Source organism: Methanofollis sp. UBA420, from assembly GCF_002498315.1.
Classification (GTDB): Archaea; Halobacteriota; Methanomicrobia; order Methanomicrobiales; family Methanofollaceae; genus Methanofollis.
In genome coordinates this window covers 1-20,265 of record NZ_DAGX01000004.1, presented here as the reverse complement: position 1 = coordinate 20,265, position 20,265 = coordinate 1, and the positions used below count along the sequence as shown (strand labels likewise).

Sequence of the window (20,265 nt, the reverse complement as noted above, 5' to 3'; positions counted from 1 at the left end):
GAAGACCAACACCCCACCGCACCCCATCAGGGAGAAGAGAAACCATGAAATCACAGGAAAAGGCACAAACACAGGATGCAGAGCAGGCGACAGACAACAGGGAGCAACAGCAGGCAGATCTTGTCCTCCGGGGGATAGATCTCATTCCCGTTCCCCTCCATATCGTCGACAGGGACTTCAAGATCGTCTACATCAACAAGGCCGCAACAGCCCCTCTCGGGATGAAGGAGAGCGAGTGCATCGGGAAGCACTGTTACGACCTCTACAATGCTGAGATGTGCAAGTCAAGAAACTGCCCCGGCCGGATGGCTATGGAGACCGGGAAGACAAATAGCATCGATATTTCCTATGATGACGGTCGGTGGGAGAACTGCACCGCTGTGGCCTCCCGTGACGAAAACGGTCGGATCACCAGTGTGGTCGAGTACTTCCCGGACATCACCGCCCAGAAGAGGACCGTGCAGGACCTCCTCCATGTCGGCGAGGAGGCGCGGAACGGAAACATCTCCACCCGCGCCAGCCTTGACGCCGAGGGCGACTTCCTGGAGATCGCAAAGAGCGTCAACGCCCTCCTCGATGCGATCGTCGTACCTGTCCAGCAGACCATAACCACCATCCAGCAGATCGGGAAGGGAAAGATCCCGGAAAAAGTCACGGGTGACTATCGGGGTGACCTGGAAGAACTCATCGACAGCATCAACGAGTGCATCGACGAACTCAAAGGCCTGGAAGAGGGTAAAGCCGTCCTCCAGAGGACCGCACAGAACGACTTCACACGGAAAGTCGACGGGCACTACGAGGGCATTTACGCCGAGATCGCGGCGGCGATCAACGCCGTCCAGAACCGCCTTCTCCACATCCAGAATATGGCGGTCAATATCGGCAGGGGTGACCTCTCCGACCTGAAGGACCTCCAGGCGATCGGAAAGCGCTCGGAGAACGACCGGTTGATCCCGGCCTTCACCTCCATGGAAGAGGCGATCCAGGAACTCGTGAACGATGCGAACAAACTTGCAACCGCCGGCAGGGAAGGACGGCTGTCCACCCGTGCCGATGCCTCGAAGCACAAAGGGGAGTTCGCAAAAGTCATCGAGGGCGTCAACCAGTTGATGGACGGCGTCGTCGCTCCTGTGAACGAGGCGATGCAGGTCGCGGGCAAGTTTTCCGTGGGCGACTACACTGTCAGGTTCTCCGACGACATCGCCGTCGCCGGCGACTTCCTGAAATTCAAGGAGTCCCTGAACGAGATGGCCGGGAAGACATCCGCCGTCGTCACGCAGATCAAGCAGGCCGCGGACCAGGTGCAGTCAGGGGTTTCCGATGCAAGCAAAGGTGCAGACGAGATCGCGAAGGCAGCCGAACAGGTGGCGATCACCGGCCAGAAGTGCGCCGACCTCAACCGCGACCTCCTCACCCAGATGGAGGAGATCAGTCACCGCATCAGCGACCTCTCGGCCTCGAACGAGGAGATGGCCAGCACCTCGCAGGAAGTCCTTGAAAGAGCGGAAAACGTCGCAAAGATGGGCAAGGACGCGGAAAAACTCGGCAATGACGCCAACACGAAGATCACCGTCGTCGAGAAGATCGCACGGGAGAGCGTGAAGGACATCACCGAATTGACCCAGGAGATGCGGGAGATCAACAAGATCGTCAAACTCATCACCGACATCTCGAACCAGACCAACCTCCTCGCCCTCAACGCCGCGATCGAGGCGGCACGGGCGGGCGAGCACGGCCGCGGCTTCGCCGTCGTCGCGGGCGAGGTCAGGAACCTCGCCGGCGAGTCCAAGAAGGCGACAAACGACATCGAGAACCTCATCACATCCATCCAGGCAAAGAGCGAGAAGACCGCCACCGCGATCACCTCGGCCAACACCGAGATCTCCTCCAGTGTCGAGAGCGTCAACAACGCCATCCTCGCCCTCAACAAGATCGTCGATGGCGCCAGCGAGGTGACCCACGACATGAGCGAGATCGCAAAGGCCGTCGAGGACCAGGCGAACACGAGCAACGCCGTCGTCCAGATCGTCGACAACGGCACCAGGCTGACCCAGGAGACAATGAAGCAGGTGAGCGACCTTGCCGCCCTCGCAGAGGAGGCAAGTGCCTCGACAGAGGAGATCGGGAGCGTCACCCACCAGCTCGACTCCATGGCCGGCGACCTGAAGGACACGATGAAGCAGTTCAAGGTGTAGGCACCATGGAAATCATAGACGTCGTCGAGTTCGAGATCGGGGGCACCCATTATGCCCTCGATATCAGCCTCGCGCGGGAGATCGTCGAGATGATCCCGATCACCCCGGTGCCGCGTGCGGCACCCCATATTGCCGGGATCATCAACCTCAGGGGCGAAATCACCACCATCCTCAACCTCAACAGGCTTCTCGGCCTTGCAGAGAGAGACGATAACGCAACACGGAAGATCATCGTCCTCGTCCCTGATGCCGCAAACGGCTCGAACACCGGGATCATCGTCGACGATGTCCACTCGGTACTGCGGGTCGGGAAAGACGACATCGTCCAGATGGACGACACCCTCGCGAAGGAAGCATATGTCAAGGGTATCATCAGGATGAAGGCGGACGAGAAGGGAGGGAAGGCCCAGAAACAGGACCTGATCATCTGGATCGACCTCCAGAAGATCCTCCTCAACCTGACAGGCTGAAACCGAGAAAGGCACGAATAGAAACATATTACCCGCATCCGCCCGGATCATATTGGTGGAATGCAGGGAACAGAGTGGACAGGTCCGGAATTCTGCAGGTTAAGGCCTCATGTCTGTACCTCCTCACTCGCGTTTTTTACCCTGGTCTGTTTTTCCGTCGTTTCGTACGCCTTCTCTATCGGCATCACCAGGATCACATCCGTGGTCCTCTATGTCCCGGTCGTCCTCATCGCATACCGCTACCCGCGCTACGGCATCCTCTCGGCCTTCCTCACCGGCGCCACCTATCTCGCCCTGTACCGCATCTTCATCCCCGGATGGACGGACTTTCCCGAAGTGCTCGTCAACACCGTCCTCCTTGTCGGCATCGGGTCCCTCACTGCTATCCTCTCGTACAGGCTGAGCGAGAAAGAGAGCAACCTGCGGGGCATCTACGACGCTTCCTCAGCAGGCATCTTCCTTCTTTCGAAGGACGGGAGCATCGCTGAAGAGAACGACAGGTTTCTCTCGATGCTCGGCTACAAAAACGGGGAGAGGCCGGGACGCCTGGGCCAGATCTGGCAGGAAGAGGAGGCCGCCCGCTTCCCCGGCGAGGCGAAAGCCGACGCCTCCGGGAATGGTATCGAGATCGAGTTCATCGCACGGGACGGCCGGCATATCCCGGTCGTCCTCTCGGCAGCACCCGGACCTGACGACCTGACCGTCTGTACGGTCGTCGATATCGGCCCGCGAAAACAGGCAGAGAAGGAGAGAGAGGAGGAAAGAGCGCGGACACGGGAATATCTCGACGTCGCCGGGGTGATCCTCCTGATCCTCGACGACAGGATGCATGTCAGGGCGATCAACAGGAAGGGGTGCACCATCCTCGGGTACCCTGAGGACGAGATCGTCGGGCAGGACTGGACCGAGAACTACCTCCCCGTACGGGTGAGGGATAGCGTGGTCTCGGTATGCACCTCGGTCCTCCAGAGCGACCGGGGCACGGTCGTCCCTTTCGAAAACCCCGTGCTGACCAGAGAGGGTGAAGAGAGACAGATCGCATGGACAATCCAGCCGATCAGGGATGAAAAAGGGGAGGTGTTCTCCATCCTCGCATCAGGTGAGGACATCACCCGGCACAGGCAGACCGTCAGGGCGCTCGAGGAGAGTGAAGAGAGGTACGAGAGCCTTGTCGCTATCGCACCCGAAGCGATCGGCATCTACTGCGACGGGCAGATCGTCTACCTGAATGCCGCCGCCCTCCGGATGCTCGGGATCAAGGGCCCCGTCGACTTCGAGCAGATGCCCTTCTGGCCGTTTATCCATCCCGATTCCCTGGCGACTGTCCGCGAGGAACTCACCAAGACGCAGACCGGGGTCTGGTCCTCGTACTTCCAGGAGATCAAGCTCTGCAGGGTCGATGGGGAGACCGCGTATGCAGAATCGACGATGGTCCCTATCACCTACAAAGGACGGCCGGCCACCCAGTTCGTCCTCAGGGACATCACCGTACAGAAACGGATGGAGGAAGAACTCAGGCAGTCCGAGGTGCTGTACAGGACGATCTTCGAGGCGGCGGCAGCCGCGATGGTGATCATCGAGGAAGACCTGACGATCTTGCGTGCCAACTCAGGCTTTGTCGCCCTCTCAGGGCTCCCGGCGGATGAGATCAAGGGAAAGATCCCCTGGGGCCTTTTTTACTCTCCACAGGATGGGAAAAGGATGCTCGAATACCACAGGAGACGGTGCAATGGAGATCCGGACGCCCCGCAGACCTATCTCTCCTCATTTACCGATGCGGGGAGGAACACTCACGACGTCATCGTGACCGCCTCCGTCATCCCGGGGACAAAGAAGAGCATCGTCTCCTTCGTCGACGTCACGGTCCAGAGGGAGTACGAGAAGGAGTTAAAAAGATCGCTCCTGGAAAAGGAGGCCCTTCTCAAGGAGATCCACCACAGGGTCAAGAACAACATGCAGCAGATCGCAAGCCTCCTCTCTCTCCAGGCCGCGACGGTCGCGGACAGGGGAATCGCGGGGTGCCTGCAGGCAAGCGAGAGCCGGATCACCGCAATGGCCCTTGTCCACGAGAACCTCTACCAGTCTGAGAGTCTCGCCTCCATCCGCGCCGACGCCTACATCACAACTCTCTGCTCTGAGATCAAGGCATCATACACACCAGGACCGGGGATCAGGGTCGATACCGCCATCGACGATGTGGCCCTGGACACGGACACGGCCATCCCCTGCGGACTGATCATCAATGAACTTGTGACGAACGCCTTCAAACACGCCTTTACCGGACGGGACCAGGGCAGGGTCCTGGTCAGCCTCAGGCGGCAGACAGAAGGTCGGCTCTGTCTCAGGGTCGAGGACGACGGGATCGGACTGCCCGCCAATATCTCCATCGACAATGAGGAGACGCTCGGGTTGCGACTGGTGTCGGCCCTTTCCGAACAGATCGGGGGAACCCCCAGGTTTTCATCAGGAGGCGGGACGCGTTTTTCCGTCACGTTCCCGTACGCACCGCCGGAAACGGAACAAAGGGACCGGGAAAATCGCTGGTGAAACGAGGTTTCCGGCGGTATGCCGGGGCAATTGGCGGCCGGGGAGAAAAAAAGCCGGCCCGTCGAAAACCAGCTATCGCGGTATCTCCCGGGCCAAAAAAGAAAAATATTGTCAGAGCCCGGCAAGGAACATCCGGTGGAGCCGGAGGTCGCCGCCAAGTTCGGGATGGAAGGAGAGGACCATATGTTTCCCCTGCCGCACCGCGACGATCCCCTGCGGGAGAGTGGCGAGCACCTCGACGCCGGGGCCGGCGCGGACCGCGAGGGGCGCCCTGATGAAGACCGCATGGAAGGGGGCGTCGAGGCCCGTCACCACAAGGTCGGCCTCGAAAGAGTCGCGCTGCCGCCCGAAGGCATTCCTGTCCACCGCGATATCGACGATCCCGAGAGGGGCGAAACGGGTGTCGCTGATCCCTGCTGCCACCAGCACCATCCCCGCACAGGTCGCGAAGATCCCGCCGTCGAAGGTGCGGATCGCCTCACGGAGGCCGCTCTCGTCGATCAGGCGGGCGATCGTCGTCGATTCCCCACCGGGCAGGGCGAGGGCGTCGCACGCCGCAAGGTCGGCCGAAGAACGGACAGGGACGACACTGCCCGCACCGCCGAGGGCCTCCTCGAAGGCCCTGATATGCTCGGAGACGTCTCCCTGAAGGGCGAGGACGCCGACCTTCTTACCAGCCACGCTCCTGCAGCCTCTCTTCATCCTTAAGTTCGTGGACGTCCAGGCCCTTCATCGGGTCGCCGATACCGCGGCTCACCTCGGCGATGAGCTTCGCGTCGGTGTAGTGGTGGACGGCCTCGACGACCGCCTTCGCCATCTTCTCCGGGTTCGAGGACTTGAAGATCCCTGAACCCACGAAGACGCCGTCCGCGCCCATCTGCATCATCAGGGCGGCGTCCGACGGGGTTGCAATCCCGCCTGCCGAGAAGTTCACCACAGGGAGACGGCCCCTCTTTGCCGTCTCTGCAAGGACCTCGTACGGCGCCTCGATCGCGCGGGCGCGGGCACGGAGTTCCTGCTCGTCCATGCCGGCAAGCTGCCTGATCTCGCCCTGGATCGCCCGCATATGCCGGACGGCCTCAACGACGTTGCCGGTGCCGGCCTCGCCCTTCGTCCTGATCATCGCCGCACCCTCGTTGATCCGGCGCATAGCCTCGCCGAGGTTCCGGGCTCCGCAGACGAACGGCACGGTAAACCGTGCCTTGTCGATGTGGTACTCCTCGTCGGCCGGGGTCAGGACCTCGCTCTCGTCGATCATGTCGACGCCGATCGCCTCAAGGACCTGCGCCTCGACAAAGTGGCCGATCCGCACCTTGCCCATCACCGGGATGGAGACGGCATCGATGATCTCGAGGACCTTCTCGGGGTCGGCCATCCGCGCCACCCCGCCGGCCTTCCTGATGTCCGCGGGAACCCGCTCCAGGGCCATCACAGCGACGGCGCCCGCCTCTTCAGCGATCCGCGCCTGCTCGGCGTTCACCACGTCCATGATCACCCCGCCCTTCTGCATGGACGCAAAGCCCCGCTTCAGGAGCTCGGTGCCGTACCTCAGTTCCTCAAGTTTCATTATTCCTATCTATTGGACAGTCATGCCCATAAAAATAGTGCGATGATCGCAAAAACCGAAAATATGAGGGTTATTCCGCGGACTGAACCGATTATATCGGCCCCACCCGCTGCAAGGCTCTTCTCACCCGGACCGATCTGGTACACACCCCTCTTGGCGAACCGCACCCCTGTCCCACCGGCGAGGACGGACATCGGCCACCCGCCATTAAAACCCGGCCTTTTATGCCTGTCTTCAAGGAGACAGCGCCATGCAGGCAGGAGCCTCCCCTTCAACCCGAAGTACAGGAGGCCGACACATCCCGATATCCTCGACGGGAGGAGGTTTGCGATATCGTCGGCCCGTGCGGCGCACCATCCCAGGCGTGCCCGCTCGTCCGTATAGCCGAGCATCGCGTCCATGCAGTTGACAGCCCTGTAGGCGGCCGCCGCGGTGAGGCCGAGGCCGAAGGGCGCGAAGACGGCGAACCAGAAGAGCGGGGCGATCACCGAGTCTGAGAGATTCTCGGCCACCGACTCGTACGCCGCCGACCTGATCTCCTCGGCCGAGAGGGTGCGGGTGTCGCGGGAGACGAGCATCCCGGCCGCCCGGCGCCCCTCGTCAAGACTTCCCGAGGCAAGGGCCGCCTCCACCGCGCCCGCGTGCTCCTCCAGGGAGCGCCAGGCAAAGGTCGCCTTGAGAAGGAAGGGGGAGAGGACGAGGAGGAGAAGGGCCGGCGCGAAACTCTCGACACACCAGAAGGGGAGGGCGAAGAGAACGACTGAGACGGCCCAGAGCACACCTCCTGCCGCCCGCTGGAGGGAGGCGGGGTAGAGAGACGGCCGACCCCACCAGCCCACGAACCGCCCGAAAAGAGCGACAGGGTGCAGAGGGGTGTGCGGGTCGCCGACGATCCGATCGAGGGCGAGAGCCGCACCCAGGGTCAGGGCCGCAGGAACCATGCGGCGAGCACCCCGGCAACGAGGACGATAAAAGCGGCGGCTTCAAACGCGACCATTTTCGTGGCCGCATAGATGATAAAGAGGAGCGCGGCCGCGGCGACGACCGCAAAGGGGATCACCGGTAGATGGGGCTCTGCAGCCACGGGAACCGGGAGAGGCGGTTCTTCGGCTGGAGGTTTCGCCCGCTCGCTGACGGCAACACCGAGCCTCGCCCGGTTCGTGCCGTACCCGGTGATCACTTCGATATCGAATGTCCCGGGGAAGACATCTTTCCTGATAAAGATCGGCACCTCGGCTGTCGTATCGACAAAGAGGTTTTCGTGGCAGAAGTCGGTGAACCTCCCGGCATCGGCCGCGGAGAGGGTGAGGTGGAGGGGAGAACCCTCGTTCACGAGCCTGATAAACACCGTGTCGCCTGGCGCTACGCTGACGGGTTCGGGAAGGTCAATCGAGTTTATACCACGAGTATTGAGCCTGATCTCACAGGAAACGTCCATATTCAGTCCTGATCAACCTTCGGGAGGAGGTTGGGGATGCTCTCCCTGATGGGGTACTCGACCCCGCAGGCCCCGCAGACAAGGGAGCCTTCAATAATGTCGTCGTCCTTCTCCTCGACCACGCGGAGCTCGAGGTCGCCCTTGCAGACCGGGCAACAGAGGATCGGGAGGAGGGACCGCTTCACAGTTCATCCCTCACGTCGACGATCTGCGAGAGCTCGGGGCCGGTCGAGATGAGCCCGATCGGTGCGCCGATGTCCTTCTCGGCCTGTTCGAGGAAGGCGATCGCCTTCTCGGTGAGCTGATCGTACGAGGTCGCGCCGAAACAGGCCGGGTCAACATGGTCGATACCGGTGATCGCGGCGATGGTGCAGCCATTGATCATCGCCGAGTACCGGGCCATCTTACCGTCCCAGCCACCGATCCTGCGGAGACGGTGGGTGACGGTGCCGAACTCCTGGAAGCCGAGGGTGTTCGACTGCTCCGCGGTCATCTCGGTCTGGAAGGGTCCCTCGCCGACGCGGGTCGGGTAGGCCTTGAAGACGGCGATGACATCGTCGATCCTGGTCGGGCCGACACCGTTGTCCGCGGCGATCTGGGACGCGGAAGTGTCCTTGCTCGTCACAAAGGGATAGGTCCCGTAGTACAGGGAGATGCCGAAGCCCTGCGTCCCTTCGAGGAGGACATTTTCGCCCGCGTCGATGGCGCCGTTGACAGCCTCGGCAACATCGATGATATAGGGCGCGAGTTCGGGGACGTCCTTTGCCTGCCTGGAGATGCGCAGGACGCGGTCCGAGTTTGCCGGGCCGCAGCCGGTGCCGGTCGAACCGATCTTCTTCGAGAGATGGGCGCTCCCCCTGTCCCTGGCGATGTGCTCCTCCTCGATGATGCCGCAGCGGCCGTCGACAAAGGTCCTGTCCGCGACGTTAAGGAGCTCCACCTCATGGAGGAAGACACGGGGATCGACGAGGACGCCGCTCCCGATGCAGAGTTTTGCGTTCGGGTAGACGAAACCGGACGGGATCATCCGCACGCCGTAGTTCTGGTCCCCGACTGTGACAGTGTGGCCTGCATTGGGGCCGACCCCGCCCCGGGAAATAATGGAGGGATGGTCCTGGTGGGCAATATGCGCCACTATTTTGCCCTTTCCTTCATCCCCGAAAAATCCGCCGACAATAATCGTACACGACATTGCTATATCATGTAATTTGGGGTGATACATGATGATAAAAGTATATCATCAGCCCCGACCGCCCTCTCACTCCCGGTCGCACGTCTCTTTTTCGCCCGAAGAGAGGCAGGATCTGATGTTCCGGTAATATGGGATGTGCAGGACGATATGGACGGCCATCAGCGCCATGAAGAGGAGACCGGTGATGTTGTGGAGGTCCACCCAGTCACCGCGGGTAACCCCGAGAAATACCCTGAGGTTCGTCGCGCCGGTGCCGGCATGGACCCATCCCCACCCCCCGCCCCCGGATGGAAGGAAGAAAAAAAGCACTATCGACGAGAGCCCTACGACAAGGAAAGATACGATCAATCCGATGTCTATTATTGCGTTTATCTGTCGTTTTCGCATAAAAAGAAGATACGGGCGGCCATATAAAAACCTGACCATTCTGTCAGGGCGCACTCCGACGACCGGATCCGGTGTTCCTCAGGAAACAGGAAAGGATCCCGGGATAATCCCACCACGGCCCCGGATCCGGATCATCCGGGCATATTGTATTATTTGAAAAAGCAGGGGATCTCCAGTGGAAACAAAGGGGTCATGCACCCGCCATTTGTCAGACAAAGGTCATACCCCCTGCCGAAGGGATATGGATGATTCCGAAGATTTGAGAGATAAAAATAGGATAATATAATCAGATCAGACCCGAGACAAAGGTGCCCATCCTTTCGACAGCCAGAGAGAGGTTTTCCCGGCTTGTTGCATAGGAACACCTGATATGGCCGCGGCCCGACTCGCCAAAGGCACTGCCGGGTACGACCGCGACTTTCTGCTCCTTCAGGAGACGCTCGGCAAACTCCTCGTCGGTGAGGCCGGTGGCCTCGATGGAGGGGAAGGCATAGAAAGCGCCCTCCGGCATGTGGCAGCGGAGGCCGATCCTGTTGAGGCCCTCGACAAAGAGGTTCCTGCGGAGGCGATACTCCCTGACCATCTCGTTCTTGTCCTGCTCGGCCTGCCGCAGTGCGGCGTACGCGGCGATCTGGCCCATCACCGGGGCGCAGAGCATCACATACTGGTGGATCTTCAGGGCGGCGTCGGAGATCTCGGGAGGTGCGCAGAGATAGCCGACCCGCCACCCGGTCATCGCGTAGGCCTTCGAGAAACCGTTGAGGGTGATCGTCCTGTCGCGGAGTTCGGGGATGGAGGCCGGCGAACAGTGGGTGCCTTCATAGGTGAGCTCCGAATAGACCTCGTCGGAGATGAGGAGGAGGTCGCGGTCGACGAGGATATCGGCAATCGCCCGGTAGTCGTCGCGGGTCATCACGCCGCCTGTCGGGTTGCTCGGGAAGTTCAGGAGGACGGCCTTCGTCTTGCCGGTGATCTGTTCCTGCAGGGAGTCGGGGGTGACCTTGAAGCGGTCCTTCTCAAGGCAGGGAAGGGGGACAGGTTTCCCACCTGTCAGGGTGACGCAGGGAGCATAACTGACATAGGCGGGGTCCTGGACGATCACCTCGTCGCCGGGGTCGACGACCGCCCTGATCGCGATGTCGGCGGCCTCAGAGACGCCGGTCGTGATGATGATCTCGGACTCGGGGGAGTAGCTGAGATCGTAGCGCCGGGCAAGGTCCGCGGCAAGGGCCTCGCGCAGGGGTGGGTAGCCGCGGTTGGAGGTGTACGTCGTGACGCCCTGCTCGATGGAGTAGATGCTCGCCTCGCAGATGTTCCAGGGGGTCGAGAAGTCTGGTTCGCCAACGCCGAGGGATATCACGTCCTGCATACCCATGCAGAGGTCGAAAAACTTCCTGATCCCTGAGTGGGGGATGATGCGAGCTTTTTCAGATACAAAGTCCCTCATGATGTCACCTAGAAGGAGTACGGCAGGCGCTCGCTCGCCTCGCGCTCGTCGTACGGGGTTCCGTTCTCCTTGTACGTCTTCATCGCGAACTGTGTCGTCGTCTCCCTGATCTGGTCCATCGTGGCGATGTGCTCGGAGACGAAGCGGGCGACGTCCTGCATCGTCCGGCCCCTCACAAGGAGGATCAGGTCATAGCGCCCTGAGACGAGACGGACGGCCTTGACCTCCCTGAAGCGGGCGATACGCCCCGCGATCCTGTCGTAGCCGAAGTCGCGCTCAGGCGAGACCTTGAGGGCGATGATCGAGGTGACCTCTTCGTTGCCGGCCTTCTCCCAGTCGACAACTGCGGCGTACTTTCTGATGATCCGGGCCTCTTCGAGTGCCCTGATCCGGCGTTCCGCCTCTTCGATCGGGAGTTCAACCATGGTCGCCAGTTCCTCGATCGGGATCCGGCTGTTCTCCTCCAGGAGGTGGAGGATGAGTAAATCTTTTCCGTCCATATCAATCACCGGAATGATGCCTTCAGGCGGTTGAGGTCGACCTGCGCAAGCCGCTCCTCGGAGAGCCTGGGATCTTTCGCTAATACTTCCTGTATCTTTTTCGTGTTGGTGTCAAACCACATCTCTTTTGTCCTTCCGTATCGCCCTTTCGATACGACCCTGCTGTTGATCACGCCGAGCATGCTCAGTTCCGAGATGAGGTCGGTGATCCGCCGGTGGGTGAGGGGGTCGATGTTGACGGTGCGCGAGACCTCGCGGTATACCCGCGTCACCTCGCCTGAGGTGAAGATCTTCTTGTCCATCTGGTCAAGGAGGAGCATCGAGTACAGGACGACCTTGCTCTGGGTCGGCAGGGTCGAGATACATTCGATCATCGAGTCGGTCTCGATCTTCTCCAGGGCCATCCGCACATTCCTTTCCCCCACCTTCTCCGCGTTCTCCCTGTCGGCGAGTTCGCCCGAGACCCGGAGGAGGTCGAGGGCCCGCCTGGCATCGCCATGCTCCTGCGCGGCGAATGCGGCGCAGAGGGGGATGACTCCCTCATCAAGGCTGCTCTCGACAAAGGCCATCTGGGCGCGCTGACTGAGGATGTCGCAGAGCTGCGGCGCATTGTACGGCGGGAAGACGATCTCCTCCTCTGAAAGTGAGGAGAGGACGCGGGGGTCGAGGAAGTCGGTGAACCGCAGGTCATTGGAGATCCCGATCATCGAGACCTTCGCACCCCGCAGGTCGGAGTTGATCCTAGTCAGGTTGTACAGGGTCTCGTCGCCGCTCTTCTTGACCAGTTTGTCGATCTCGTCCAGGACGATGACGAGCACGCCGCCGGTCGTCTCGAGCTGGTTTTTCAGTTCGGCATAGACCTGGTCGGTCGGCCACCCGGTCATCGGGATGTGGGCGCGGGACTTGTCGCTCGGGGTGGCGTCGAGGTCCTCGAGGCCCTTCGCTATCTGGGCGAGGACCCGGTACTGGGTGTCGATCACCTCACAGTTGAGGTGGACCACCCGGCATCTAGTGCCAGCTCCCGCAGCGACCTTCTCAAGTTCGGCCCCGACGTACCTGACACAGGCCGTCTTCCCTGTCCCGGTCTTCCCGTAGATGAGGATGTTCGAGGGGGTCTCGTTCTTGAGGGCAGGAGCGAGGATGGAGGCGACAGCATCGATCTGGGGGCGACGGTGCGGGAGTATCTGGGGGCGGTACGAGTGGCGGAGGACCTCCCGGTTTCTGAAGATCCGATTATTACTCAGGAACTTTTGAAAGAGTCCAAAGGATTGATGATCGTTTTCAGACATGATATCAGCCGCGGGTACTGGGGAAAACATCAGATGATAGGGGTCGTGGAGATATAACCCCTTTGTTTCCATTGGAGATAGTATATAAACAAAATATCAGCCAGGGAGATCGCCGTCGAATCCATCGAGATCAGGAATCTGATCCCCCACCCCTTTATTTCGACTGGAACGCCAAGAAAACAGAGTATCTGTTTTCTTTTATATTGAGAAAAACAGCTTGTTGTAAGCTTCGCGACTTGTACTATAAATGATCTATGATCTCAGAGCAGGATCTTTCGATCACAAAACAGAGGATCAGAGAGATCAGGAGAGATCCCGATCCCCGATCCCGGATCAGCGCGGCAGCTGATCCCGATCTCCGGCGATCAACGGATCAGGATCCTCAATTTAGGATCAGAAATCGCCGATCTGGATCATGATCCGGAGGTTGTGATCTCGATCTCCCGGTCAGATCCAGATCTGTGATCGGCTGATCCCGATCTCCGATCCTTGGATCCTGATCTGTGATCCGGGATCGAGATCTCAGATCACCTCTCCTGACTGGTCCCTGATTTGTCCCTGATTGAATCTCGATCTCGATCTCAGATCCCGGATCCTGATCTCCTGATCGTTTTTCCTGATCTGATCCCTGATCTGTGGATCCTGATCTCAGATCCGGCGATCCTGATCCCGGATCAGGGTCGGGATCCCGCGATCTTGCGATCAGATCAGGGGATCTTCCCGGGATCGTCTCATGATCTTCCATGATCTTCGGTGATCTCCTCGGATCCCGGGGTCTGATCGGCGGATCCGCGCGATATAATGATCAGAATAGTGGAGTACAGGTAAATTCAGCCTCTTTTTACCCTTTTTCGCGATATCTTCTCCCCTCCTATCTCTCCATTCCTCCAGTGGAAACAAAGGGGTCGGGGTTTGCGGCCCTTCTATCACAAGAAGTATCAGAGGGAGCGATCAACATATCCCCGAGGCTTCTCATGAAACCCGAGCACATCAAGCCGATCGAGATCACTGCGGCGGTGATCACTGTCTCTTCGACCCGTACCGAGGAGAACGATACCAGCGGAAAGGCGATCCGTGACCTTCTCACCGCCGGGGGATACAGGGTCGTCTTCTCGGTGATCGTGAAGGACGACAGGCAGGCGATCCGGGCCGCCCTTGTCACCGCGCTCGGGAAGGCCGACGCCGTAGTCCTCAACGGCGGCACCGGCCTCACCCCTGACGACTGCACCATCGAGGCCGTCGAGCCCTTCTTCGAGAAGAGGATGGAGGGCTTTGGCGAACTCTTCAGGATGCTCTCCTTCGACGAGATCGGGACCTCGGCCCTCCTCTCGCGGGCGACCGCGGGCATCGTCGGCGGGAAGGCGGTCTTCTGCGTCCCCGGTTCGACAGGCGCCGTGACCCTCGCCACCAGCAAGATCATCGTCCCCGAACTCAGGCATATCATCTCCCACTCGCGGGGATGAATACCCTCTTTTTCTGTCCGTGACTCTTACAGCATTGCAGCACGTTTACAGCAGATTTTCAGCACCTGCCGCGACGATCGAAAAGCGAGAATTGGCCCGGAAACTGACAATACTAATAGAGATAGAGCGCGCGTCTCTCTCTCAGTACTAACTTACAGCACAACACACACACACAGTGGCATCTCTTCTCCTCCCTCCGGGTGGGTGCGTGTGTGTGATATCCGCGATGCTGCAAACGATCATGCGATATCGTCATGTGGCGGAGATAACCGATATCAAAGCTCTCAAATCCGTCTGTTGAATTTCAGTGCCTTCCGCGAACTGCTGTAAACGACTGTAAAGAAGGGAGGTCTGCTGTAAACCAGGGGGACGAGGGTCAGGGGGTGCCCCGGGCGCTATCCCCCCTTCGCCTTCCTCCAGGAGAAGAAGATCACGGCCCCGACGACCGCCACGATGGCGACGATGAGAAGGACGACCGTCAAGGGGACGGGCCCGCCCTCTTCCCCCTGCCCGGGCAGCACGGTTCCTTCGACCGAGATGTTCGTCTTCGTCGTGTAGAGGTTCCCGTCAGTATCCCTGTACTCGATGACGAGCGGGACCTCGGTGACGTTTTCGGCCCTGAAGGTCAGTTCGAAGTTCGAGAGATCGTCCGGGTCCAGGGAGGCGACCGGGTAGACGCGGTCCGGATCGACAGGGACGCCGGGGGACCCCACGGTGACGACGACGGCCTTTGCCACCTCGAGTCCGGCATTGGTCACGTCCCCGCTGACCCGGTACGATCCGTTCTCAGGTGTCACCTCCACCCCGGAGACGACGATCCGTGCACCCTTCTTGTTCTCGGAAAAGATGATCGGGATCGATGCCTCGGTCGTCCGCTGGTTCCTGCCGTTCCTGTACGTCACCGTCATCGTGAGAGTAACTTCACGGTCGGGCGTGATGTTGAATGTCGCCTCTGCAGAACTGTCAGGCGCAAGCGCACCGATGAAGGTGCTTGTCGGGACACTCACTATCCCCTCGCCCGACGGGACCACCGAGACGCCGTTGATCTCTCCCGAGCGGGGATTGCTCACCGTCACCCTCACCATTTCCTTCTTTCCTGCGGTGAAGGCGTCGGGAACGTCGGCGACCGAGACCCGTGGTTCAACGGCGTCGACCCTCACCGGCACCGCGTAGCGCAATGACCCGGCATTCGTGAAGTCGAGGACAAGACGCGGGTAATAGGTCCCGGAACCGGCATCTGCCTGCACAGTAAAGGTGAAAGAGGCCTCGTTCCCCGCCCCGATCGCACCGAAGGTCTGGTAGGGGTTGTCGAGGACGAGGATGTTCCCCTCGGTGTACATCTTTGCACTTCTGATAGGCACGCTCACCTGTGCCGTGTTCTTCACCGTGACCGTGACCGTCGCCACGTCGCCGGGCATCAGGACCGCCGGTTCGATCACCGCCCCGGTGACCATCACCTGTGCGGCGTCTTCCTCAGGCGTCGCCGCGTCCGCCGCCCCGGCAAGGAGGAGGAGAAGGAAGAATGCACCGGTGAAGAACACCTCTCTCATCTACAGCACACCGAGCATGATGATCTGATAGACGATATATAAGACCACCGGCACACCGACGACGACCGCGGCGTCCCTGGTGGTGAGGCCGCGAGCGTACTTCATCCCGAAGATCCAGATGTTCGCCGCCCAGACAAGGAAGATGACGCCGACGATCTGGCCCGCCTGGACCAGTGGGGACTTCCGGATCATCTCCTGGAAGGCCGCCGAGGCCGCCGGGTCGGTAAAGTCGATGGCCGGGAAGGTGAAGGAGGAGAGGAAAGAGTACGTCAGGCCGAGAATGATCAGGGCAGAGACGATGAGAGGGACGTACCCGTACCCCACCGCTTCGAGGCTCTTCTTCAGGTCGCCGGACCCGTTGTAAAAGGAGGAGAGAGCATAGAAGACGAGGGCCTGGACGGCCCAGATGATCAGGGAGAAGATCACGATGCCGATCGCCGTGGTGATGCCGATGAGGCCGACAAACCCCTGCATCTCCGAGGGGAGGGAGGGGAGCATGGCGGTCATGGTGAGATAGGCCGTAACGGCGCCGATGATCCCGGCGATCAGCACGAGGATGAAGGGCACCATCAGTGCCGGGGCTTTGTCCGCCCTCTCCCTGAAGAACGCGTCCGGGTTCAACAGGACATCAAAAATCCAATGGCTCATACGAAGAGAGTGTACGCCGATCAATTTAAGGATAGGGTCTCACTCCTCCAGGGCGAGGAGCACCGCCTTCCTGAAGACGATCTCCGGGAGCACCCGTCCGACAGGAGCGTTCGGATCGAAAGCAAGGGCCGGGTTGCCGAGTTCCTCCATCCGTGAAGGACCTGCGCAGTAGCGTTCTGCCCCTACCGCCTCTGCAAGGAGGTCGTCGAGGGTGACGCCGTTGAAAAAGACGCCCCCTTCCCCGTCCGCCTCCTCGACCTCCATCTCCACCGTGACGCCGTTCTCCTCCAGCATCGGGACAAGATCCCTGAGGAGTTCGGAAAGGCTCAGTCCCGTATCGGCCGTCCTGTACGGGCATGCGGTGCCGGGCCGCCGCCGCCAGAGGACGACGAAATTCTCCTTCACTGCGGGGTCCCCCCTGCCGCCAGGATCATGGATGAAGAGGATCGTCCCCTGCCCATAAAAACCTCAGTGTTTCCTGAGGTATTCCCGGACCTTCTCTGACTCGATCCAGCCGCGGTCCAGCGCGGTGATGATCCCGTCGATGATCTCTGCCTGCTCCATGATCTGCCCGGCATGGCGCTCCTCGCAGTGGAGGTCGGCGATGCCGACGATCACGGCGAGGGGGTTTCTGATCTCGTCGCCCAGTATGGCGAACTGCGCGATGTTCTGCTCGATCTGTGCGTAGGCCTCGGCCCGCACCCTCTCCATCTCCATCCTCTCGGTGACGTCCCGCGCCACACCCTGGGCCCCGACCATCACCCCGCTGTTCAGGATAGGTGCGGCATTGATCTCGAGGTACCGTGCCGACCCGTCCTTCGCACGGATACGGATCGCCAGTCCCTCGATCGCCTTCCCCTCTCGAAGGTCTGCAAAGAAGGATTCAAATCTGGAGAGATCGGCGTCTCCCTGGTTGAACACGAAATTTTTGCCCAGAAATTCCCCGGGGTCGTATCCGCTGATGCGGCGAACTGCGGGAGAGACATAGGTGAACAGGCCCTCGGCATCGGTGGCGAAGATCAGGTCGAAACTCCGCTCGGCAAGGGCCCGGAACTTCTCCTCGCTCTCCCTGAGCGCGCCCTCCGACCTCCTCCTGATCCTGACCGTATAACCGAGGAAGAGGACGGCGATGACGAGGGTGGCGATGGCGAAGGCGCCCGCCACTGCCACGGTCCTGTCGATCTCGATCGAGGGCGGCGGGCTGTTGATCACCGTGCTCCCTGCCGGGAGAGGGGCATTTTCGAGGCCGAACCTCTTCAACTGGACATAGTCGAAGAAGTACTCTCCTTGAGGCTCTTTTTTTACCGGGATCGAGGAGGCCGATTCGCCGTTGAGAACCCTGAGGGTCATCATGCCCGCCTCCCGTCCCTGGTCCTCGGCAGAGAGGAGATTTCCCCCGGTCAGGCCGTCCCCCATATAGACCTCCCAGACACTGTAGACCGGCACGCGGGAGGCGCCGGAGACCTCCTTGATGACATCGTCGTATTCGTAATAGGTGCCGTTTGCGTCCCTGGTAAGGGTCATGAGGAGGACGACCGTGTCGGGAGAGAGGCCACCGACGTCCTCCTTTATCTCATCAAGGGTCTGGTTCTCCGGCATTGTGAAGGTGAGATGGCCCTCATAGCCCTTTGCGACCTCTTCGACGACTTTTCTGTCGGCTATCCCGGTCAGCGTATTGTCGTTGACGACATAGACCTCCCTGACGCCCGGATTGATTGAGATGGCGGCGTCGACCGTCCCCTGCACATCGGCGACTTCGACGATCCCGGTGCAGTTCTCCCACCCGGCAAGGTACCTGTCCTCAAAATAGTTCACCCCGCAGAAGATGACCGGCGTCCCGGGGAAGAGGTCGTCATGGTGCTCGCGGAGGAAGTGAAAGGCATATTCGTCCGAGCAAATGATGGCATCGAGTTTGATATCCCCATACTTGAGCCTGTACATCTCGACCATCTCCGCGGAGTAGCGGGGACTCGCGATCCGTGGGGTGTCCATGTACTCGATATAGAGGTTGACATCTGTGGTCCCCTCGTCAAAAGCTGAGTATATGCCGTCGGTGACCCCGTCGGTCCATGAGAGGCCCTCGTGATAGGAATGAAGAAGAAGAACGTTTTTTTCCGGGGAAGAAGCGATAGAAGCGGACGGCAGCAGGAGTATCAGGAAAAAAATGATAGTGAGGAATATCCGTGGGGGCGATCTGTCCCCGCAGTATCCTGAGGCACTCATGCCGTCTGTAGTTTCTGGTTGTTACTGTCCGCTTTTCCAGGCACGTATCCGCCTCATCGCCTCTTTCAGTGTGGGGATGGAGGCGGCATAGGAGACGCGTATCCAGCCCGGGGCATTGAAGGCCGTACCCGGGGTTGCCGCGACGTGTGCGTCATTCAGCCAGGAACGCGCGATCGCCATGTCGTCGCCCTCCACCTTCACGAATGCGTAGAAAGCGCCGTCCGGCGGGGCAACCGTGTAGCCCATCGAGGCGAACTCGTCGAGCATGTACATCCGGCGCGCCTCGAACTCCTTCCGCATCGCCTCGACACAGGTCTGGTCGCCCTGCAGGGCCGCGACGCCGCCCCACATGACGAAGGTCGTGGGGGAGGAGATCGAGTGCTGCTGGACCTTCATCATCTGCCGCAGTATGGGCAGGGGGGCGACGGCATACCCGAGGCGCCACCCTGTCATCGCGTAGGCCTTGGAAAAGCCGTTGATGGTGATCGTCCGTTCGGCCATGTCCCCGAGGGCCGCGAGGGATATGTGCTCTTTGCCATAGATGAGTTTTTCGTAGATCTCGTCGGAGAGGGCGAGAAGGTCGTAGTCCTCGCAGAGGTCCGCGACAAGTTTCAGGGAGGCCTTCGAGAGCACCGTCCCGGCCGGGTTCGAGGGGGTATTGACGACGATCATCTTCGTCTTCTGCCCGACCCGCTCCAGGATGGCGTCGTCGATCTGGAAGGAGGGCTCCTTCAGGGGGTGGTGGACGACCCGCCCGTCTGCCATCTGGACGCAGGGCTCGTAGCTGACCCAGGCCGGGTCAGGGAGGATCACCTCGTCACCGGGGTTGAGGCAGGCCTGCATCGCCTCATAGATGGCGTCCTTCGCCCCGCAGGTGGCGATGACGTTCTCCGGTCCGCAGGGGATCCCGTTCTCTGTCCGGCACTTCGCGGCCACGGCATGGAGGAGTTCCGGGATGCCGGCCGACGGGGCATAGTGGGTCTCGCCGCGCGCCAGGGCGTCGGAGCAGGCCTGCACGATATGCTCCGGCGTGGCGAAGTCGGGTTCGCCGATGGAGAGGCTGATCACGTCGATCCCCTCTCTCTTCATCTTTTTGGCGGCGTCGGTGATCTCGATCGTCGCCGACGGGGCGACAGCGCCGATCTTCTCGGAGAGGGTCCTCATCCTAATCTCTGCACCATCTTGACGGCAGATTCAACGGCGCGCTTTGCGTAGTCGATCCGCTCGTTGGCTTCCATGCGGGTCATGCCGGGCCCGGAGATGCCGAGGGCGACCGGCTTGTTGTACTCGAGGGAGAGGTCGATGATCTTCCGGGCGGCGTGCTGGACGACGATCTCGTCGTGCTGGGT

The 20,265-nt window shown here is 60.6% G+C and carries 21 protein-coding genes; 4 read left to right on the top strand and 17 right to left on the bottom strand.

The annotated features are described in order from the left end of the window. Window positions 1-44: 44 nt before the first annotated feature. The 3 genes from BP869_RS06050 (at window position 45) to BP869_RS06040 (ending at window position 5,212) form a co-directional block, all read left to right on the top strand. Entirely contained in the window at window positions 45-2,195 is a 2,151-nt protein-coding gene (locus BP869_RS06050; protein WP_342677876.1) for a methyl-accepting chemotaxis protein, read from the top strand. Window positions 2,196-2,200: 5 nt separating this feature from the next. Beyond that, a complete protein-coding gene (locus tag BP869_RS06045) occupies window positions 2,201-2,665 on the top strand; it encodes a chemotaxis protein CheW (protein WP_342677875.1) in 465 nt (154 codons plus the stop codon). Window positions 2,666-2,866: 201 nt separating this feature from the next. After that, window positions 2,867-5,212: a PAS domain S-box protein gene (locus tag BP869_RS06040; RefSeq protein WP_342677873.1), complete on the top strand. Its 2,346-nt coding sequence runs from the start codon at window positions 2,867-2,869 to the stop codon at window positions 5,210-5,212. Between the two features lie 111 nt (window positions 5,213-5,323). Here BP869_RS06040 and pdxT read toward each other — a convergent pair whose 3' ends face one another. From pdxT to BP869_RS05985, 11 genes are all read right to left on the bottom strand, one after another. Continuing rightward, window positions 5,324-5,893 (bottom strand): pyridoxal 5'-phosphate synthase glutaminase subunit PdxT, encoded by a 570-nt coding sequence (gene pdxT, locus BP869_RS06035; RefSeq protein WP_342677871.1) that lies wholly within the window; start codon window positions 5,891-5,893, stop codon window positions 5,324-5,326. After that, window positions 5,883-6,779, bottom strand: coding sequence for a pyridoxal 5'-phosphate synthase lyase subunit PdxS (pdxS, locus tag BP869_RS06030; RefSeq protein WP_342677869.1), 897 nt, complete (start codon window positions 6,777-6,779; stop codon window positions 5,883-5,885). The genes pdxT and pdxS overlap by 11 nt, the downstream gene beginning before the upstream one ends. 20 nt (window positions 6,780-6,799) lie before the next feature. After that, window positions 6,800-7,720: an adenosylcobinamide-phosphate synthase CbiB gene (cbiB, locus tag BP869_RS06025; RefSeq protein WP_342677867.1), complete on the bottom strand. Its 921-nt coding sequence runs from the start codon at window positions 7,718-7,720 to the stop codon at window positions 6,800-6,802. Then, window positions 7,702-8,217 carry a DUF7524 family protein gene (locus tag BP869_RS06020; protein WP_342677865.1) on the bottom strand — a complete coding sequence of 172 codons (516 nt, stop codon included), beginning with the start codon at window positions 8,215-8,217 and terminating at the stop codon, window positions 7,702-7,704. The genes cbiB and BP869_RS06020 overlap by 19 nt, the downstream gene beginning before the upstream one ends. Window positions 8,218-8,219: 2 nt before the next feature. Continuing rightward, a complete protein-coding gene (locus BP869_RS06015; protein ID WP_342677863.1) occupies window positions 8,220-8,402 on the bottom strand; it encodes a methytransferase partner Trm112 in 183 nt (60 codons plus the stop codon). Then, window positions 8,399-9,409, bottom strand: a complete 1,011-nt coding sequence (locus BP869_RS06010; protein ID WP_342677861.1) for an adenylosuccinate synthetase — start codon at window positions 9,407-9,409, stop codon at window positions 8,399-8,401. Before BP869_RS06010 ends, BP869_RS06015 begins: the two co-directional genes overlap by 4 nt. 66 nt (window positions 9,410-9,475) lie before the next feature. Further along, window positions 9,476-9,796, bottom strand: a complete 321-nt coding sequence (locus tag BP869_RS06005; RefSeq protein WP_342677859.1) for a DUF4405 domain-containing protein — start codon at window positions 9,794-9,796, stop codon at window positions 9,476-9,478. 286 nt (window positions 9,797-10,082) lie between these two features. Next, window positions 10,083-11,243 (bottom strand): aminotransferase class I/II-fold pyridoxal phosphate-dependent enzyme, encoded by a 1,161-nt coding sequence (locus BP869_RS06000; RefSeq protein ID WP_300166158.1) that lies wholly within the window; start codon window positions 11,241-11,243, stop codon window positions 10,083-10,085. 8 nt (window positions 11,244-11,251) lie between these two features. Further along, window positions 11,252-11,743 carry an Lrp/AsnC family transcriptional regulator gene (locus BP869_RS05995; RefSeq protein WP_342677855.1) on the bottom strand — a complete coding sequence of 164 codons (492 nt, stop codon included), beginning with the start codon at window positions 11,741-11,743 and terminating at the stop codon, window positions 11,252-11,254. Between the two features lie 5 nt (window positions 11,744-11,748). Beyond that, the gene (locus tag BP869_RS05990; RefSeq protein ID WP_342677853.1) at window positions 11,749-13,032 is read right to left on the bottom strand and encodes an ORC1-type DNA replication protein; all 1,284 of its coding nucleotides are present in this window, start codon (window positions 13,030-13,032) and stop codon (window positions 11,749-11,751) included. A gap of 382 nt (window positions 13,033-13,414) precedes the next feature. Beyond that, window positions 13,415-13,777, bottom strand: coding sequence for a hypothetical protein (locus BP869_RS05985; protein ID WP_342677851.1), 363 nt, complete (start codon window positions 13,775-13,777; stop codon window positions 13,415-13,417). A gap of 229 nt (window positions 13,778-14,006) precedes the next feature. On the opposite strand from BP869_RS05985, the gene BP869_RS05980 reads away from it, so the two are divergent. Then, entirely contained in the window at window positions 14,007-14,495 is a 489-nt protein-coding gene (locus BP869_RS05980) for a molybdenum cofactor biosynthesis protein B (RefSeq protein WP_342677849.1), read from the top strand. Between the two features lie 395 nt (window positions 14,496-14,890). Here BP869_RS05980 and BP869_RS05975 read toward each other — a convergent pair whose 3' ends face one another. The 6 genes from BP869_RS05975 to BP869_RS05950 all read right to left on the bottom strand — a co-directional run. Then, window positions 14,891-16,045, bottom strand: coding sequence for a hypothetical protein (locus BP869_RS05975; protein WP_342677847.1), 1,155 nt, complete (start codon window positions 16,043-16,045; stop codon window positions 14,891-14,893). Beyond that, window positions 16,046-16,693: a YIP1 family protein gene (locus BP869_RS05970; protein WP_342677846.1), complete on the bottom strand. Its 648-nt coding sequence runs from the start codon at window positions 16,691-16,693 to the stop codon at window positions 16,046-16,048. It lies immediately after the preceding gene. A gap of 39 nt (window positions 16,694-16,732) precedes the next feature. Then, window positions 16,733-17,098, bottom strand: coding sequence for a hypothetical protein (locus BP869_RS05965; protein WP_342677844.1), 366 nt, complete (start codon window positions 17,096-17,098; stop codon window positions 16,733-16,735). A 63-nt stretch (window positions 17,099-17,161) separates the two neighbouring features. Further along, window positions 17,162-18,685 carry a PAS domain S-box protein gene (locus BP869_RS05960; RefSeq protein WP_342677842.1) on the bottom strand — a complete coding sequence of 508 codons (1,524 nt, stop codon included), beginning with the start codon at window positions 18,683-18,685 and terminating at the stop codon, window positions 17,162-17,164. Window positions 18,686-18,937: 252 nt separating this feature from the next. Further along, a complete protein-coding gene (locus BP869_RS05955) occupies window positions 18,938-20,080 on the bottom strand; it encodes a pyridoxal phosphate-dependent aminotransferase (protein WP_342677840.1) in 1,143 nt (380 codons plus the stop codon). Then, a partial coding sequence (locus BP869_RS05950) for a 6,7-dimethyl-8-ribityllumazine synthase (RefSeq protein WP_342677838.1) occupies window positions 20,077-20,265 on the bottom strand: 189 nt, incomplete at its 5' end. The genes BP869_RS05955 and BP869_RS05950, both read right to left, overlap by 4 nt.

What these genes read in the sequence shown, in the direction of transcription:
- BP869_RS06050 (WP_342677876.1), top strand. Translation starts at nt 45, where the DNA reads ATGAAATCACAGGAAAAGGCACAAACACAGGATGCAGAGCAGGCGACA.
- BP869_RS06045 (WP_342677875.1), top strand. Translation starts at nt 2,201, where the DNA reads ATGGAAATCATAGACGTCGTCGAGTTCGAGATCGGGGGCACCCATTAT.
- pdxS (WP_342677869.1), bottom strand. Translation starts at nt 6,779, where the DNA reads ATGAAACTTGAGGAACTGAGGTACGGCACCGAGCTCCTGAAGCGGGGC.
- cbiB (WP_342677867.1), bottom strand. Translation starts at nt 7,720, where the DNA reads ATGGTTCCTGCGGCCCTGACCCTGGGTGCGGCTCTCGCCCTCGATCGG.
- BP869_RS06020 (WP_342677865.1), bottom strand. Translation starts at nt 8,217, where the DNA reads ATGGACGTTTCCTGTGAGATCAGGCTCAATACTCGTGGTATAAACTCG.
- BP869_RS06010 (WP_342677861.1), bottom strand. Translation starts at nt 9,409, where the DNA reads ATGTCGTGTACGATTATTGTCGGCGGATTTTTCGGGGATGAAGGAAAG.
- BP869_RS06005 (WP_342677859.1), bottom strand. Translation starts at nt 9,796, where the DNA reads ATGCGAAAACGACAGATAAACGCAATAATAGACATCGGATTGATCGTA.
- BP869_RS06000 (WP_300166158.1), bottom strand. Translation starts at nt 11,243, where the DNA reads ATGAGGGACTTTGTATCTGAAAAAGCTCGCATCATCCCCCACTCAGGG.
- BP869_RS05995 (WP_342677855.1), bottom strand. Translation starts at nt 11,743, where the DNA reads ATGGACGGAAAAGATTTACTCATCCTCCACCTCCTGGAGGAGAACAGC.
- BP869_RS05990 (WP_342677853.1), bottom strand. Translation starts at nt 13,032, where the DNA reads ATGTCTGAAAACGATCATCAATCCTTTGGACTCTTTCAAAAGTTCCTG.
- BP869_RS05985 (WP_342677851.1), bottom strand. Translation starts at nt 13,777, where the DNA reads ATGGAAGATCATGAGACGATCCCGGGAAGATCCCCTGATCTGATCGCA.
- BP869_RS05980 (WP_342677849.1), top strand. Translation starts at nt 14,007, where the DNA reads ATGAAACCCGAGCACATCAAGCCGATCGAGATCACTGCGGCGGTGATC.
- BP869_RS05975 (WP_342677847.1), bottom strand. Translation starts at nt 16,045, where the DNA reads ATGAGAGAGGTGTTCTTCACCGGTGCATTCTTCCTTCTCCTCCTCCTT.
- BP869_RS05970 (WP_342677846.1), bottom strand. Translation starts at nt 16,693, where the DNA reads ATGAGCCATTGGATTTTTGATGTCCTGTTGAACCCGGACGCGTTCTTC.
- BP869_RS05960 (WP_342677842.1), bottom strand. Translation starts at nt 18,685, where the DNA reads ATGGACACCCCACGGATCGCGAGTCCCCGCTACTCCGCGGAGATGGTC.
- BP869_RS05955 (WP_342677840.1), bottom strand. Translation starts at nt 20,080, where the DNA reads ATGAGGACCCTCTCCGAGAAGATCGGCGCTGTCGCCCCGTCGGCGACG.